The 16,700-nt window shown below is 40.5% G+C and carries 12 protein-coding genes; 1 reads left to right on the plus strand and 11 read right to left on the minus strand.

The annotated features are described in order from the left end of the window. Window positions 1-27: 27 nt before the first annotated feature. The 11 genes from mltG to MK482_RS08735 all read right to left on the minus strand — a co-directional run bounded on the left by mltG (window position 28) and on the right by MK482_RS08735 (window position 15,118). Window positions 28-1,731: an endolytic transglycosylase MltG gene (gene mltG / locus MK482_RS08685; protein WP_268718509.1), complete on the minus strand. Its 1,704-nt coding sequence runs from the start codon at window positions 1,729-1,731 to the stop codon at window positions 28-30. Window positions 1,732-1,908: 177 nt separating this feature from the next. Next, window positions 1,909-2,457, minus strand: a complete 549-nt coding sequence (locus MK482_RS08690) for a GNAT family N-acetyltransferase (RefSeq protein ID WP_268718510.1) — start codon at window positions 2,455-2,457, stop codon at window positions 1,909-1,911. After that, window positions 2,454-2,921, minus strand: coding sequence for a GNAT family N-acetyltransferase (locus MK482_RS08695; protein WP_268718511.1), 468 nt, complete (start codon window positions 2,919-2,921; stop codon window positions 2,454-2,456). The genes MK482_RS08690 and MK482_RS08695 overlap by 4 nt, the downstream gene beginning before the upstream one ends. Before the next feature lie 9 nt (window positions 2,922-2,930). Further along, window positions 2,931-4,265, minus strand: a complete 1,335-nt coding sequence (gene murC, locus MK482_RS08700) for a UDP-N-acetylmuramate--L-alanine ligase (protein WP_268718512.1) — start codon at window positions 4,263-4,265, stop codon at window positions 2,931-2,933. Between the two features lie 10 nt (window positions 4,266-4,275). Then, entirely contained in the window at window positions 4,276-4,893 is a 618-nt protein-coding gene (locus MK482_RS08705) for a cystathionine gamma-synthase (protein ID WP_268718513.1), read from the minus strand. A gap of 47 nt (window positions 4,894-4,940) precedes the next feature. Next, complete coding sequence (locus tag MK482_RS08710) at window positions 4,941-8,039, minus strand: DEAD/DEAH box helicase (protein WP_268718514.1); 3,099 nt, start codon at window positions 8,037-8,039, stop codon at window positions 4,941-4,943. Between the two features lie 91 nt (window positions 8,040-8,130). Next, window positions 8,131-9,297, minus strand: a complete 1,167-nt coding sequence (locus MK482_RS08715) for a MalY/PatB family protein (protein ID WP_268718515.1) — start codon at window positions 9,295-9,297, stop codon at window positions 8,131-8,133. A 6-nt stretch (window positions 9,298-9,303) separates the two neighbouring features. Further along, complete coding sequence (locus MK482_RS08720) at window positions 9,304-10,398, minus strand: cystathionine gamma-synthase (RefSeq protein ID WP_268718516.1); 1,095 nt, start codon at window positions 10,396-10,398, stop codon at window positions 9,304-9,306. Window positions 10,399-10,562: 164 nt separating this feature from the next. Continuing rightward, a complete protein-coding gene (locus MK482_RS08725) occupies window positions 10,563-11,018 on the minus strand; it encodes a hypothetical protein (RefSeq protein WP_268718517.1) in 456 nt (151 codons plus the stop codon). 314 nt (window positions 11,019-11,332) lie between these two features. After that, window positions 11,333-13,291, minus strand: a complete 1,959-nt coding sequence (locus MK482_RS08730; protein ID WP_268718518.1) for a peptide ABC transporter substrate-binding protein — start codon at window positions 13,289-13,291, stop codon at window positions 11,333-11,335. 204 nt (window positions 13,292-13,495) lie between these two features. Further along, window positions 13,496-15,118: a putative polysaccharide biosynthesis protein gene (locus MK482_RS08735; RefSeq protein WP_261074228.1), complete on the minus strand. Its 1,623-nt coding sequence runs from the start codon at window positions 15,116-15,118 to the stop codon at window positions 13,496-13,498. A gap of 105 nt (window positions 15,119-15,223) precedes the next feature. Here MK482_RS08735 and MK482_RS08740 point away from each other — a divergent pair, with 105 nt between their 5' ends. Continuing rightward, on the plus strand, window positions 15,224-16,669 hold the full coding sequence (locus tag MK482_RS08740) for a UDP-N-acetylmuramoyl-L-alanyl-D-glutamate--L-lysine ligase (RefSeq protein ID WP_261074227.1): 1,446 nt from the start codon (window positions 15,224-15,226) through the stop codon (window positions 16,667-16,669). Window positions 16,670-16,700: the final 31 nt, after the last annotated feature.

The following is a 16,700-nucleotide window of genomic DNA, read 5'->3' on the forward strand; positions in this document are numbered from 1 at the left end:
CAAAATTATGTGGCGAACCACATAATTTTAGTTTGCACTGCTTGATTGGGATAATTTGCTGTTGATATGCTGTGCAACATTTTTATCATGTTCATCTTTGGTTGTTGCAAAGTAAACTTTTCCATCTTCAACATTGGCTACAAAGTACAAGTATTCACTCTTTGTTTGGTTAACACTTGCTTCAATAGCATCAAGACTTGGACTATCAACTGGCCCAGGCATAAGACCTAGACGAGTATAGACGTTAAAAGGTGAATCAATATTTGTATCAATTCCAGCATCATCTGCTAAACTAATTTTCTGACCAAGTTTTCCTTGAGCATATAGAATCGCAATATTGCTTTGAAGTGGCATACCAAGGTTCAAACGATTGTAGAAGACACCAGCAATTTTTTTGCGATCTTCTGTCTGAGCACCCTCTTTTTCTACAAGGGATGCAATCGTCAATAGTTCATTAACCGTCAAATTCTTTTCTTTAATCGCACTATAATGGTTTGATAAGGCCTTATCCATAGCAGACAACATCTCATCAATCAAACTTTCAATAGTTGTGCTTTCCTTGATAGAGTAGGTTGCTGGGAAAAGATATCCCTCCAAACGATAACGAACACCAGACTCTTTTGTTGGCAAACTTCCAAGCAAGTTTGGATACTTAGCTACCTCTTGAGCAATAAAGGTTTCATCTTGAACTTTTGTCAAGAAGGCATCTGCCGTAAGAGCTTCTTTAAAATTACCTTCAAGTTGTCCCACTGCTTGTGCGATTTGATCAATCGTATAACCTTCTGGAATTGTCAAGTTCGCAAGAGATGGGGCCTGAGGTTCAGGTGTACCACCTTTTTGCAATTCTTTAATCAAATCATCCGTACTCATACTCTTCATCAAATTATAGTATCCTGATTTGAAATCAGAGTAATTTTTGTACTTAGCATACAAGCTGAAGATAATTCCATGTTTGACCAAACCAGATTTTTCCAAAGCATTCCCAATTTCTTGGACATTGGAACCTTCTGGAATTTGAACAGTAACATATTCCTTAGAATTCGCATCAATAGGTTTAAATGAATCTTGAATATAGACATAGCCAAAATAACCACCAAGAGACACAACTACCAAGAATAACAAGAAGCCAACAAGACATCCTTTCCCTTTTGACTTCTTCTTAGCAGTTGATTTTGTAGCTTCGCGACGACTACGTCTCGGAGCACTAGCTAGGCTGTCTGTTAATTCAGCTGACTCAGATAGCTCATTATCCTGTGCAAGAGTACTAACTTCTTCCGGTTGTTTACTTGTCTTATACGACACCGCAACCTTTGTTGGAATCTCGTTAAATTCTTTGTCTTCGTTAAGCTTTACAGGTTCCACTTTCGGTTGAACTGGCTCAAAAATAGGTTCTACAGGTGCAACTACAGGCTCAGCAGCCGCTTCAATTTTAGATTCTGCAACTTCTTCATTTGCTGCAATTTCATCCGAAATATCATTTGAACGTGACGGAACACTAGGAGCGTTCTTTAATATTTGATCCACAACAGAGAGAGAATTAGCCATCAACTCTTCTGCTGAAGGTTCGTGGTCCTGAGTTGACGGAACTACTGAATCTTCTGGAGACGAAGGAGTTTCAAAACTTGTAATCTCGTTTTCTTGCTCACTTCTATCTTGTTTTTTTACTCTCTCTAAATCACGTAAAATCTGCTCTTTAAAGCTTAATTTTTCTTCTTTTGGATTTTCACTCAAAAGATTTACCTCCTTGTTGACAGTCCATAATATTATATCTTAAAAACGAAAGAAAAGCAACCTAGCATGCTTTTCTGGCTTATTTTTTATACTCAATGAAAATCAAAGAGCAAACTAGAAAGCTAGCCGCAGGTTGCTCAAAACACTGTTTTGAGGTTGTAGATAAGACTGACGAAGTCAGTCACATATATACGGTAAGGCGACGCTGACATGGTTTGAATTTGATTTTCGAAGAGTATTAGCTTCCCAGACCATATCATACCAAGTTTCCCCTGCAAAGGTTGACTGAGACAGACCTTCATTGACAAATCCATGCTTTTCGTAGTAGGCGATGAGATAGTCATGACAGGTTAGATTAATGCCTTCTCTTTCGTGTTCAAGAGCCAGTTCTTTCAAGGTTGTTAGTAATTTTTGACCAAGTCCAAGGCCCTGTGCTTCTTTGGCAATAGAAAGACAGGTTACAGAGATATAGCCACCAGGCTCATGACTATAATCTTCTATCTCTTCTGTAAAAGACTGATCTTGCAGATGGCGGTATGGTCCAACTGGCCCTTCTATATACCCCATGATTCTGCCCTCTTTTTCTGCAACCAGAAACGAGGTCTGAATTTCTCGCAAATGCGCCTCAAAAACAGAGCGAGGAATGGCTTCTTCAACCGAGAAATTTTCTAGTTCAATCTCAACGATACGATCCAAATCTTCTAATCTTGCTTTCCTAATTTTCATTGCGCCTCCAGATAAAAGAGATTAAACCAAATCATACTAAAACCTTGACTAGCTGCATAAAGCGAATCTGTCTCTTCTTCATCAATAAAACCGTTCATTTCAAAATAGGAAAGAAGCTCATCAGGACTCTTCAAACGAATAGCTTTGTAATCCAGCTCAACTGCCACATCTTTCAAAGCCGCAAGAAGAAGCGTGCCCAAGCCCTGTCTCTGATGGTCAGTATCAATGACTAAAGAATGTATTTCTAGACATTGCGGATTGTGTGGGTAAGGACCACCTAGAACATAGCCTAGAAGCTGATTTTCATCCCTAGCTAGAAGAAAGGTATCCGCACACTTACGGATACTTTCTTCTAAAATATGGGAAGGTTGCTGATTTTCAGCTGGACAAGATGAGGTCTGAAGTGCCTCTATCTCAGTCAAATCAGACTTACTTGCCTGAATGATCTTAATTGGAATTTCCATGAAAACTTCCTATTGAACATTGCTTGTCAAGTCAGACAAGAGACGCTCGAATGAATACTCATATGTTTGGATATCTCCTGCTCCCATAAAGACATAGACAGCATTGTCATGATCAAGGAGTGGAGAAACATTTTCAACAGTAATCACTTGGTGTTTCTTATTGATTTTATTGGCTAGGTCTTCCACTTTAACATCACCATGATCTACTTCACGAGCAGATCCATAAATTTGCGCTAGGTAAACTGCATCCGCTTGGTTCAAAGCGTGGGCAAAGTCATCCAACAAGGCAATGGTTCTTGTAAAAGTATGCGGTTGGAAGACTGCAACAATTTCCTTGCTTGGGTATTTCTGACGAGCCGCATCCAAGGTCGCAATAATTTCTGTTGGATGGTGGGCAAAGTCATCGATAATAACTGTGTCATTGACAATTTTCTCAGTGAAACGACGCTTAACACCAGCAAATGTTTTCAAGTGTTCACGCACCAAGTTCAAATCAAATCCTGCTGTGTAAAGAAGACCAATAACGGCTGTCGCATTCATGATATTGTGACGACCAAAGGTTGGAATGTGGAATTGACCTAATTCTTGACCACGGAAATGAACTGTGAAGGTTGAACCAGTTGTTGAACGAAGAAGATCTCTAGCGACAAAGTCATTACCTTCTGCTTCAAAACCATAATAATAAATCGGTGCATCAGACGTAATCTTACGCAATTCAGCATCTTCACCGTAGATAAACAAACCTTTGGTAATTTGTTTAGCATAGTCGTTAAAGGCATTGAAAACATCCTCTAGACTTGTGAAATAGTCTGGATGGTCAAAGTCGATATTAGTAATAATAGAGTATTCTGGGTGATAAGGCATGAAGTGACGCTCATATTCGTCAGATTCAAAGACAAAATATTTAGCATTGGCTGAACCACGACCTGTCCCATCCCCAATCAAGAAACTGGTGTCTGTGATGTGAGACAAGACGTGAGACAACATACCTGTCGTTGAAGTTTTTCCATGTGCTCCTGCTACCCCCATGCTAACAAAGTCACGCATAAAGCTACCTAGGAACTCATGGTAACGTTTGTAACTGATGCCATTTTGGTCTGCATAGGAAATTTCGACGTTGTTATCTGGACGGAAGGCATTTCCAGCGATAATTTCCATATCACCGTCTAGATTCTTTTCATCAAAAGGAAGAATGGTAATTCCTGCCTGCTCAAGACCACGTTGAGTAAAGTAGTACTTTTCAACATCTGATCCCTGTACCTTATGACCCATTTGGTGCAACATCAAGGCCAAGGCACTCATCCCTGATCCCTTAATTCCGATAAAATGATATGTCTTTGACATGTTTTCTCCCCTATTCCGTAATTCTTGTCAGATTCAACTCTTGGGCAACCTGACGTTCTTGTTCTTTTTGTTGATTCTTTTTATTGTAGATTTGGCTCTTCTTCAGAAAATCATAGTTGTTTTTCTTTGGTCCTGAAGTTTCTTTTGGCTCAGCTTGAGTCGAAATATTGCTAACTTCTTCCGCCAAGATGTAATGAGACTGGGTCAATTTTTGACTATATTTAACAAATTCACCAGGATTTTCCTTTTGGAAAGGCGCGGTAGGTTGATTGCCCTGTCTAACCAGACTTGGCTGAGAATGGCGTCTTGTAGGAGTAATATCCTTAGTCAGATAACTTGCTGAGCGTTTCTTTTTCAAATCCGCACGCGCTTCTTCACGCGCCACCTCCGCATAGCTCTTTCCTTCTTTTTTTACTCCTAAGCCAGCCTTCTTAGGTTTCTCTACTGGCTTTTCAATCGGTTTTGCTGGTTTTTCTTCAGTAATAGGGGCCCACTCCAGATAATTCTTATCACGGTATTCTCCCTTGATATTACTGATAAAGTCAGATTCATCATAGAGGTCCATAACCGGCATCTCAGTCAGCATGACCTCATCATCTGACACCAATGGAAATCGTTCTTCTCTCATTTTCTATTTCCTTTCAACACTTCATTATAGCGTATTGTCTTGATTTTTCAAGTGCTGGCTTCAGAAATTCCCAAAATTTCTCTAATTTCTGCTAGGGTCAGACTGCCACGTGACTCTGTTCCATCCAATACTTGTGACACCAAATGTTTCTTTTGTTCTTGGAGTTCCTGGATTTTTTCTTCAATGGTTCCCTTGGTCACCAAGCGATAGACCTCAACCGTTTCTTCCTGACCCATCCTATGGGCACGGCCAATAGCTTGCGCTTCCACCGCAGGATTCCACCAAAGGTCAACCAAAATAACCGTATCAGCACCTGTCAGATTCAGACCGACACCACCAGCCTTGAGAGAAATCAGAAAGGCATCTCTTTCTCCTTGGTTAAAGGCCTTGGTCATGTCTTGTCTTTCCTTGGCTGGGGTCGAACCGGTAATTTTAAAGGAAGTCAAGCCCAAGTCTGGCAGTTCTTGTTCAATTTTCTCCAACATTCCCTTGAACTGCGAGAAAATCAAGACACGGTGTCCGCCGTCTGCCACCTGTACCAGCAGGTCACGAAGACTATCCAGTTTGCCACTGGCTCCCTGATAATCTTCCATAAAGAGGGCAGGAGTGTCACAGATTTGGCGCAAGCGCATCAGACCAGACAAGATTTCCACTCGACTTCGCTGGAATTCCTGGTCTGACACTTGAGCTAGACGGTCCCGCATCTGTTGCAACTGGGCTAGGTAGATAGCCTTTTGCTGGTCTTCCAGTTCATTTTTATAAACCACTTCAATCAAGTCTGGCAATTCAGTCAGAACTTCTTCTTTCTTACGTCGCATCACGAAAGGCTTGATAAACTGAGCCACTCGCTCTGCTGGCAATTTCATAAATTCTTTCTTGCTTGGCAGAAGTCCTGGCATGACGATTTGGAAAATAGACCACAGCTCACCCAGATGGTTTTCAATCGGTGTCCCTGAAAGGGCAAAAACTGACGGCACCACAAATTGTCTCAAGGTCTGGGCTATCTTGGTCTGGGCATTTTTCATGACCTGGGCCTCATCTAAGAAAAGAAAGTCAAAGGCCATCCCCTGATAAAGATCGCTATCCTGACGGAAGGTGGCATAGCTCGTCACATAGATTTGATGGCTTTCAGCAAGAATCTCTTCACGACTAGCTTTCAAGCCATGAACAACAGCTACATCCAACTGTGGGGCAAACTTCTGAAATTCATCTGCCCAGTTGTAGATTAAACCTGACGGAGCTAAAATCAAGACCCGACTTTCTTTTGTCACTTGACTGGTCAAAAAAGCAATGGTCTGCAGGGTTTTACCAAGTCCCATATCATCAGCCAAAATCCCACCAAAACCATAATAATGGAGCATTTGCAACCAACGAATTCCCTTTTCCTGATAATCTCGTAAATCAGCCTGAACCTGAGTTGCTTGCAAAGGAAAGTCCTCTGGATGCGTCAAATCCTGGGCCAGATTCTGGAATTCTTGTGAAAAAGAAACACGATCTCGTCCTTCAAAGAGATGAGCTAAACTATAAGCCAAAGATTTTCGAGCCTGCAAGGCCCCATCTTTTAATTCAAACTGCCCCAGTTCCTGTAGATTTTGGCGAATCTTCTTGGTTTCTTCATCGAAAAAGTAGACTTGATTAGACGAATCAATGTAAAAATCTTGATTGGCAACCAAGGCCTTCATGGCTTGGTCTATTTCCTCTTGGTCGATATCTTGAAAATCAAACTGGATTTCCAAGAGACCTCCCTTGGAAGCAATTTGCACTTGAGGGCTTGCTAGGCTATAAATTTCTTCTAGCTTGTCTGATAGGTCAACATTTCCAAGTTTTTCAAAGACTGGAATGATGTCATGGAAGAAATGATAGACAGACTCTACTTTTAAGGCCTGACGCCAAGATTGAAAATCTGCTTCAAATCCAGCTGCCAAACCGACTTGGAAAATTCTTTCTTCTAAGTCAGCATCACTCGAAAAAGGTAATTCTTCTAGCTCTTGTCGGCTAGATACCTGTCTATTTCCATAATCAAACTGAATTTCTAAACGAATTCGATTATCCTCTTCCCTGTCAAAGTAAAAAGAGGGTGCAAAGGATTTAATTTGTAAACGTTCAGGAGCTAAAACGGTGCCCATCTGGCCAAAGAGCGTTAGACAAGAAGCCAACTTATCTCTGTCACTGCTATCAAATTGCAGGTATTTCTTTCCATGTTGATTCAAAGGTAGCGCTTTGATTTCCTTGAGAAGACGCATCTGCTGGTCTGTTAGAAAATAAACCTGTCCTTTATGGAAAAGCACAGCTCCCTGATAAAAGACATTGACCCTTGGACTCTCACTGATTTCCATTTCAAAATAATCCGAGTATTCTGTTACTGTAAAGGCAAATAGATTGGCATCAGCATGCAAATCCTGAAAAAGTAGGATTTGGTAGCTATCCACTTGATGGTCAAATTGAAAATGGGGCAAGGCCATCAGTAAATTCACACCCTGCTCAAAAAAGGTCAGAGGAAAAAAGAGGTGCCGACCTTGGTTTTGGAAAAAGAGATCTGAAGCCTGTCCTTCCTCCATTAGTCCGCGCAAGAAAGTCAGAAGCTCTTGACTTTCCTCATTAAAGACTTCCCAAGACAGAGACTCCTCATAAGTTTTGCCAATCATATAAGGTTTTCTCTTCTCGACGACTCTTAAAAAAAGCGGAATATCCCGAATGACGTAGTATTTTTGACTATTGATTTGCCCGATTCTCAGCGTCCACAAGATATGATTGCTCCCTGCTTCCACCTGACCCACAGCTGACAACTCATAGGCGCGTTCTGATTTTGGAGACAAGATTCGGTCCAAAAATTTGCCACCCAAGGTCACCTTGGTTTCAACGGCCTCTTTTTCTTCATGACCTTCTTCCAGATTCTGCAAGATTTCCTGGCCGCACTCATCATTTTTCAGAAAATGCTCCAGCGCCGCCAAATGCACACAGTAGCCCCTCTTTTGGAAAAAATCGCATGCACAAAAAACCAAATCATCCTCTAGACTATAGCGCAGTTCTTCTTCTGCAACGCGAGCGTAGAGCCGATTATTCTTTTCCTTGATGATGTCAACTTTACCAGTTTCATAAAGGGCAACGCCTTCGATACGGACTTTCCCCGGAATCAATTTAGCCATATTTTTACCTTTACCTTATCTTTTTATTATACCATATTTTCCCCTATGAAAATAGCCTTCTAGGATGACTTTTCTCCTAGAAGGCTGGATTTTAACGTTTAGCAAAAGTCGTCACAATCCGCTGACAAACTTCTTGCAACAGGGATTTAGGCATGGCTACATTGAGACGGGCATGGAGACTTCCTTCCTCCCCAAAATCCAAACCACGGTTGAGGATAACCTTGGCTTCATTTCTCAACAGCTCTTGCAATCTTTCATCAGTCAGATCATAAGCTGAAAAATCAAGCCAAATCAAGTAGGTCCCTTGCGGTTTCATGACCTTGATTTTAGTTTCTTTTCCAAACAGTTCCACCACATAATTGATATGGTCTTCAAAGACTTGCTTGAGTTCCTCTAGCCAATCCTTCCCATAGCGATAAGCAGCTTCTGTCGCCAAATAACCCAAGCCTGAAATTTCATGCTGGTTATTGGCCAACTGGCGTTTCTGGTAAGCCACTCGCAACTTAGGATTTTCAATAACTGCATATGAATTTTTTGTTCCAGCTATGTTAAAGGTTTTAGTGGCACTACTCAAGACGATAGCAAAATCTTTGAAGGCAGAATCAATGGTATTGAAGGAATGATGCTTGTGACCAAAGAGGGCCAAATCTTGGTGAATCTCATCTGAAACCAAGAAAACACCGTGTTTTTGACAGAGTTGGCCAATCTTCTCCAACACTTCCTTTTCCCAAACACGTCCACCAGGATTGTGAGGGTTGCAAAGGATATAGAGTTTGACCTCCTCTTCCACCAAATCCTTCTCCAGTTGATCAAAGTCAATCTCAAACAGACCATCCTTTTCCACCAAAGAATTAGTAATCAATCTGCGATTGTTCAACTTGACACTGCGAGCAAATGGTGGATAGACAGGTGTGTTAATCAAAACCGCCTCGCCTTCTTTTGTAAAAGCTTGAATAGCTGTTGAGATGGCTGGTACCACACCCTCGATAAAGACAAGAGCCTCTTTGTCAAAGTGGTAACCGTGTTGTGTGGCTTCCCACTTTTGAACTTCCTTAATTAACTCTTCACTGGCATAGGTATAGCCATAAACCAGTTGATCAGCGTAAGTCTGCACGGCTTGGAGGATTTCAGGCAAGACTACAAAGTCCATATCCGCTATCCAAGCTGGTAGGACTTCACTATCCGTTTCTGCTTCTTTCCATTTATAGGTATGGTGCCCTAAACGATTGGGCAGGCTTGTAAAATCATATTTTCCCATCTTGTCTTATCCTTCTAAGGCTTGGCGCAAATCTGCAATCAAATCTCTAGCATCCTCAATCCCAATCGACAAACGCAAGAGGTCATCTGTCAAACCATAAGAATGGCGCACTTCTGCTGGAATATCAGCGTGAGTTTGCGTCGTTGGATAAGTAATGAGACTTTCTACCCCACCCAAACTTTCCGCAAAAGAGAAGACATTGAGACTGTTCAAAATATGAGGAATACGCGTTTCATCCGCTACTTTAAAGGAAATCATGCCTCCACGACCAGTGTAGAGAACTTCCTTAACTGCTGGAGAATCCTTCAAAAAGGCAACCACTTCTTGGGCGTTAGCTGTTGAGCGCTCCATACGAAGAGACAAGGTCTTGAGACCACGAATCAACTGGTAGCTGTCAAATGGAGACAAGACTGCCCCTGTCGTATTGAGATTGTAGAAAAGTTTTTCGTATAGTTCTAAACTATTGGTCACAACCACTCCAGCCAAGACATCATTGTGGCCTGCTAGATACTTGGTTGCTGAATGAAGAACGATATCTGCTCCATCTTCAATCGGACGTTGGTAGATAGGGCTGTAGAAGGTATTGTCCACCACCACTTTGGCCCCCTTATCATGAGCCAATTTTGCTAGCTTTTCAATATCAAATTCCAACATCAAAGGGTTGGTTGGGGTTTCAATATAGAGAACATCCACATCCTTCTCCAACTCGCCAATCAACTCTTCTTCTGTATTGGCATAGGTAAAATGGAAACGGCCTTCCTGCTCCACTTGATTGAACCAGCGGAAAGAACCACCGTAAAGGTCACGGACAGCCAAGACCTTACTTCCTACTGGGAAGACACTAAAGGCCAGTACAATAGCTGACATCCCTGAGCTAGTCGCTAGGGCATAGTCTGCGGACTCAATAGCTGCCAAGACTTCTTCAGCCTTACTGCGAGTTGGGTTTTTGGTACGCGTATAGTCAAATCCAGTAGATTTACCAAACTCTAGATGCTGATAGGTCGTTGAAAAATGAAGCGGTGTCACCAAAGCTCCTGTCGCTTCATCTGATTTAATACCCGCCTGGGCCAAAATTGTGTTGATGTGTAATTCCTTGCTCATACAATACCTCCAAATCTATAGTAACTATTGTACCACTTATTTTCATCAACTCATTTTCTTCTTTTCAAGAGCTAGTTATAGTTTCAAACTATAGACTTATCGAGTAAAGCTAAAAAGAATCCAGAAAAGCTTCCAGATTCTTTTGTGAAAATGATTGCTAGGGTTTACTTTAACCGAAAGAAATCCTGTTGGGCTAAATTGTCATAATGCTCTTTATTAAATTGATACCGGCCCACATGCTGACTAATCTGACCGACATCCACGGAAAAAATATAGTCTTCATTTTGATAGTTCCAGTTCAACCTAACTGTATTCAAGACTGTCTTATAAGTAAAATCTTGAACTTGATTCCAAGGCATTTCTACGACTTGATTAGAATGATTTTCTGTTACATCACTGATGTCCATCAAGTAGATTCCCTTAGGTGTGAATGCCAGAATCTTAGGCTTCACACTCGACTGAACATAGTAAATCCCTCCTATAATGAAGAAATCAATAAATGATTTCAACCATGTATTTTTCTTAAAAGCCATCAGAAAATTCTTTTGCCCTTCAATGTGGCAAGTTGAAAGAAGTGATTCAATCTGTTTTTCTGTTGCAAACTCCATAATAGCACCCATGATGATACCTCCATAAAAATCACTAAATAGACAGTTAAGAATTCTTCACATAAAAGAAGAACTTATCATTTGTTGCATTTTATCTTACTTTTTCAGTAAATAACATCCCTCCTATAAAATCATCCTAGCATGTATATACTCCAGTTAACACTGGAAGAGGATTTAAAAAATAGCTTCTCACAACTTTTATTATATTCATTATATCATAAACCTGATGAACAATTTAAAAAATGTAAGCACTTTTCTTCCAAATTTAACATTAGTCCATAAAAAACGACAGTTTCCTTAGAAACCATCGTTTTCTTGAAAAATCCTTATTTTACATGTTTTGCCAATTCTTCTTGAGCTTTTTTATTAGATTCTTCTTTTTCTTTCAGCCATTTTTCCTTGGCTTTATCATATTCGTCTTTGGTGACTGTCTTATCTTGTAATTTGAGGTATTTATATGATTCGACCCCTTTATTACCAGCCAATGAATATGGTGTTGAAAAAGGAACGATTTTTCTCAATGTTGGTGTTCCACCCTTAGAAACATTCGGGATCGCTAAAGCGCTATCTACCAACCACGCTTGGATCTCAGCATACTTTTCATAGCGTTTTGCAATATCTTGTTCCTTATTAGCTTCTTCCAACATTTGAGTGTAGACATCCAGTCCAACAGCCTTGGCTTTATCATTGGCTTGACCTGGCTCTAAACCTAGATTTTGCATCAAACCACCAGAATTAACATTAAAGACATCAAGATAGGTTGAAGGGTCTTGATAGTCTGCACTCCAACCACCATTGTAAAGATCATAATCTTTCTGAGCAGCAGTTTGAGCCAAATAACTTGTATTGTCATAATCTTCAGTAGAAAGTTGGTGAACATCAATCACAATATTATCTGAACCCAAGACAGATTCAATTGATTGTTTCATGGAATTAATCCCTTGAATTTCTGCCTTATTGGTCAAATCTACAGTTTCATCTAAGTGGATAGGGAATTGGACTCCTTTGGCTTGGAGTTCTTTCTTAGCTTCTGCAAATTTAGCCTTGGCTTTTTCAGGATTGTAGTATGGATCTTGGGCATCCGCAAAGTTGATTCCTTGCCATTCCTTACCATAATTCACCATCTTAGAGGCTACTACTTCACCAAAGTCTTTTCCGTTAATACTTACAAATGTTGGTGGGACTACTAGGTTACGCAAAATCTTAGTTGCACCATCTTCTCCTTGAGATTGAGCCCCATAAGCTGTACGATCATAGGCAAAATTAATAGCTTGACGGAAGTTTTTATTAAGAACCGCTTCCTGAGTCGATTTCTTTTCAGCATCACTTGTTTTTGAAGTAAATTGATAAGATTTTCTATCAAGGTTAAAGTTTAAGAAGTAAGAAGTAGCATCTTGTAAACTATAAATGATATTGTCCTTATTCTTTTCTTTAATTCCTTCAAAACTTGAACTATTTGGATAAAGACGAGCGTAGCTATAAGCACCTTCCACAAAGTTACGAGCCAGTGCATCTTGGTCACTACCATCATAATAGGCCAATTTCACATCATCTACAAAGACATTTTTAGCATCCCAGTAGTTAGGATTTTTCTTGAATTCAATGACAGATTTTGAAACAAAGGATTTCATCAAGAAAGGTCCATTGTATAAAATACTTGAAGGATCAACTGTTCCAAAATCATCACCTTTTGATTTCAAGAACTCCGCATTAACAGGGAATAGAATCGTTGAAGTTGTTTTTGAGTTCCAGTAAGGTTCTGGTCGAGTCAAAGTATATTGAACTGTCTGGTCATCAAGAGCCTTAACTCCAACAGTTGAAAAGTCTGTTGTTTTACCAGTGATATAGTCATCTAAACCAGCAACGGATTCTTGCACCAAGTACAAGGCTTCTGATTTTTTATCAGCAGCGTATTTCAGCCCAGTGACAAAATCTTGGGCAGTTACTGGAGCATATTCATCTCCATCTGCAGTATACCATTTAGCATCTTTACGCAGTTTGTAGGTATAAGTCAAACCGTCTTGAGAAACGCTCCAATCCTCTGCCAAGGATGGAATATAGTTCCCATATTGGTCATTTTCCATGAGACCATCTACTAGATTAGTCACAATATCATTGGTAGTGGCACGGTTTTCTGCTAGATAATTCAAACTAGATGGATCGCTTGAATAAACATAATTGTATGTTTTTGACCCTGTGCTTGAATTTCCACACGCGCTTAATAAAATACCTGCACTTAACACGACACCTGCAAGTGCTGCATACTTGGCTTTAGACTTTTTCATCTCCAGAACCTCCTGATTTAAATATTTGTCTTATTATACAACTTGGGTTTTATTTAGTCAATAGTTTTTTAAGTAAAATTTAAGAAAAATAAAATTACCATCTACAAACTTTAGTTATCATTCTACAAATTAATAAAAAAGAGAATAATCTAAGCATTTCATGATAGAAATGTTCAAATTATCCCTTTTATTTATAAATATTTTTTAAGTTAACTTTAATTTGATTCGTAAGCGATCTGCTTGGGCTTTTCCAATCACCTTATCCAACAAATGGGTACGAAGACTCATGACTCCGTAAACTCCTCCACCCATGGCACCGACAAGGGCTACATAAAGAAAACTCCACAAACGTCCACTTGGTTGGAAGACAAATCCTAAAATCCACTGCAATATCCCAACTACTAGGAACATGAAAAGAGTTAACAAACTGATTAAAATGGTTCGTTTCAAAATCACCTTGCGCTTAACACCAGTTACCTTGCAAATGTCCCGATACATCAAAACATTAGGAATAATAAGACCAATTGTTGTAGAAATCAAAGGCCCGTAACTGTGAAAGAGAGCAATGGTTGGCAGTTGCAAGACCAGCTTGGCAATGGAACCATAGATAAAATAGAGAACTGCCTTGCGGTTGCGGAACATGGCTTGAAGCATTGGAGACAAGACCATGTACAAGCCTAAAATAGTAGACTGTAAAACTGCGAAGACAAACAAGCCCATGGCCAAACTATCTGGCTTGCCATAGAAGACAGTATAGAGAGGTTCTCCTACCATAACCACTCCAACTGTTGCTGGTAGCAAGAATAGGAAAAGCATAGTGATGCTGTCCTGAACTAGACGAGAAGCCGCCTTCAAGTCCCCCTTAACATAGTTTTCAGTCAAAAGCGGCAAGCCGACGCTCCCAATTGAAACTCCAACAGAAATCAAAATCATAGTGATTTTATTAGGATTGGCTGAGAAATAAGAAAACATGACAATTAAGTCTTCATTACTATAGTTGCTAAACCACTTCATGCTATTGATAAAGGTATTTTGGTCCAAGATTTGGAAAAGCTGAATAGCCGAACCAGTCAAGATAAAAGGAATAGCTTCCTTAATCGTATCCATTAACAGGTGTTTGCTATCAATCTTATCTCGTGTTTCAAAAACTTTTTGAAGCATTCCTTCTTTATAGAGGAAATAAAGCAAGACAGCAAAGCTAGCTACCATTCCCACAAAGGCCGCAAAGGTAGACTGGGTGACTGCTGCTAGATAGTCTCCCGAACCAAGCTTCATAATGATAAAGGTTGCTAGAAGCATCCAGATAACCCGAATGACCTGCTCAGCGATTTGGCTCATGGCATAAGGTTTCAGGTTATTCATCCCTTGGAAGAAACCTCGAATCACACTCATCGATGGGAAAATCAAGACCGCCCAAGCCAAGCTCTGCATGATTGGGATTAAGTCTTTGCCCACGCCAGATAAGTCTGCTAGCCAAGGAGCAAAGACATACAAGATTAAAGCAAAAACCAAACCTAGTCCTATCATAAAGCCTAAAAAGCTCCGAATCAGGGCAAAGCTATGCTCCTCTTCTCGCATGGTATTGTACTTGGCAACTTGCTTGGCAACCGCAACTGGAATACCTGCTGTTGAAATCAGCAAGAACCAGGCATAGATATTGTAGCCCATAGTAAAGAGACCATTTGCTGTAGCCGCATAAGACCCCATCCAGATATACCAAGGGATGATATAAATGGCACCGAGTAGACGACTGATAAAGTTACTAGCCGTTAGCCAAGCAGTCCCCCGCAACATCTGGGCCTGCTGGTGATTGTTTTCGTTAGACATAGATTCCTCATTTAATTTTAATCACTAGGAAAAATTCCTCATCTTCCATTATAAACTTTTCCTTGTCACTTGTAAATTTACGACTTTCGGTTTACAATAGAAAGTATGATTAAGATTGAAACCGTATTAGATATTTTAAAGAAAGATGATCTCTTCCGTGAGATTATCGACCAAGGACATTATCACTACAACTACAGCCATGTCATATTTGACACCATCTGCTATGACAGCCGCAAGGCTAAAGAAAAGAGCCTCTTTTTCGTTAAAGGTGCTGCCTTTAAGAAGGAATTTCTGATTTCCGCCATCTCTCAAGGCCTCGGTTGGTATGTGGCTGAAAAAGACTATGAGGTTGGTATTCCTGCTATCATCGTCAGTGATATCAAGAAAGCCATGAGTTTGGTAGCTATGGAATTTTATGGCAATCCACAGAAAAAACTCAAACTCCTTGCCTTTACTGGTACTAAGGGTAAAACAACAGCAGCCTACTTCGCCTATAACATTTTATCTCAAGGGCATCGACCTGCTATGCTCTCGACCATGAATACAACTCTAGATGGCAAAACTTTCTTTAAGTCTGCATTAACAACCCCTGAGAGTATTGACCTCTTTGATATGATGAATCAAGCTGTGCAAAATGGCCGTACTCACCTCATCATGGAAGTATCCAGTCAGGCCTATCTGGTCAAACGTGTCTATGGTCTAACCTTTGATGTGGGAGTTTTCCTCAATATCAGCCCCGACCATATCGGCCCGATTGAACACCCTAGCTTTGAAGACTACTTCTACCACAAGCGTCTCTTGATGAAAAATAGCCGAGCAGTCATCATTAACAGTGACATGGACCACTTTTCTGTCTTAAAAGAACAAGTAGAAGATCAAGACCATGATTTCTACGGTAGTCAGTCGAGCAACCAAATCGAGAATTCCAAAGCCTTTAGTTTTTCAGCTACGGGTAAACTCGCTGGAGATTATGATATCCAACTAATTGGACACTTCAACCAAGAAAATGCAGTTGCTGCTGGACTTGCCTGTCTCCGTCTCGGAGCTAGTCTTGAGGACATCAAAAAAGGAATCGCTGCAACCCGTGTTCCTGGTCGTATGGAAGTCCTCACGCAGAAAAATGGCGCTAAGGTTTTTATCGACTATGCACACAATGGTGACAGTCTAAAAAAACTAATCAATGTTGTAGAAACTCATCAAACTGGAAAGATTGCTCTGGTTCTCGGTTCGACAGGAAATAAGGGAGAAAGTCGTCGTAAGGACTTTGGCCTCCTCCTCAATCAACACCCTGAGATTCAAGTCTTTCTAACTGCTGATGACCCCAACTATGAAGACCCAATGGCTATTGCAGATGAAATCAGTAGCTACATCAATCATCCTGTTGAAAAAATTGCGGATCGCCAAGAAGCCATCAAGGCAGCCATGGCTATCACAAATCACGAATTAGATGCTGTGATTATCGCTGGTAAGGGAGCCGATTGCTACCAAATCGTCCAAGGCAAGAAAGAAGCCTATCCAGGAGATGCAGCCATCGCAGAAAATTATTTATAAGATAGTAAAAAAATCAAGGGAAATGAAACCC

The sequence above is a fragment of the Streptococcus mitis genome, assembly GCF_026782865.1.
Lineage (GTDB): Bacteria > Bacillota > Bacilli > Lactobacillales > Streptococcaceae > Streptococcus > Streptococcus mitis_CG.

Coding starts and splice junctions, on each gene's coding strand:
- MK482_RS08690 (WP_268718510.1), bottom strand. CDS start 2,457: ATGAAAATTAGGAAAGCAAGATTAGAAGATTTGGATCGTATCGTTGAG.
- MK482_RS08695 (WP_268718511.1), bottom strand. CDS start 2,921: ATGGAAATTCCAATTAAGATCATTCAGGCAAGTAAGTCTGATTTGACT.
- murC (WP_268718512.1), bottom strand. CDS start 4,265: ATGTCAAAGACATATCATTTTATCGGAATTAAGGGATCAGGGATGAGT.
- MK482_RS08705 (WP_268718513.1), bottom strand. CDS start 4,893: ATGAGAGAAGAACGATTTCCATTGGTGTCAGATGATGAGGTCATGCTG.
- MK482_RS08710 (WP_268718514.1), bottom strand. CDS start 8,039: ATGGCTAAATTGATTCCGGGGAAAGTCCGTATCGAAGGCGTTGCCCTT.
- MK482_RS08715 (WP_268718515.1), bottom strand. CDS start 9,297: ATGGGAAAATATGATTTTACAAGCCTGCCCAATCGTTTAGGGCACCAT.
- MK482_RS08720 (WP_268718516.1), bottom strand. CDS start 10,398: ATGAGCAAGGAATTACACATCAACACAATTTTGGCCCAGGCGGGTATT.
- MK482_RS08725 (WP_268718517.1), bottom strand. CDS start 11,018: ATGGGTGCTATTATGGAGTTTGCAACAGAAAAACAGATTGAATCACTT.
- MK482_RS08730 (WP_268718518.1), bottom strand. CDS start 13,291: ATGAAAAAGTCTAAAGCCAAGTATGCAGCACTTGCAGGTGTCGTGTTA.
- MK482_RS08735 (WP_261074228.1), bottom strand. CDS start 15,118: ATGTCTAACGAAAACAATCACCAGCAGGCCCAGATGTTGCGGGGGACT.
- MK482_RS08740 (WP_261074227.1), top strand. CDS start 15,224: ATGATTAAGATTGAAACCGTATTAGATATTTTAAAGAAAGATGATCTC.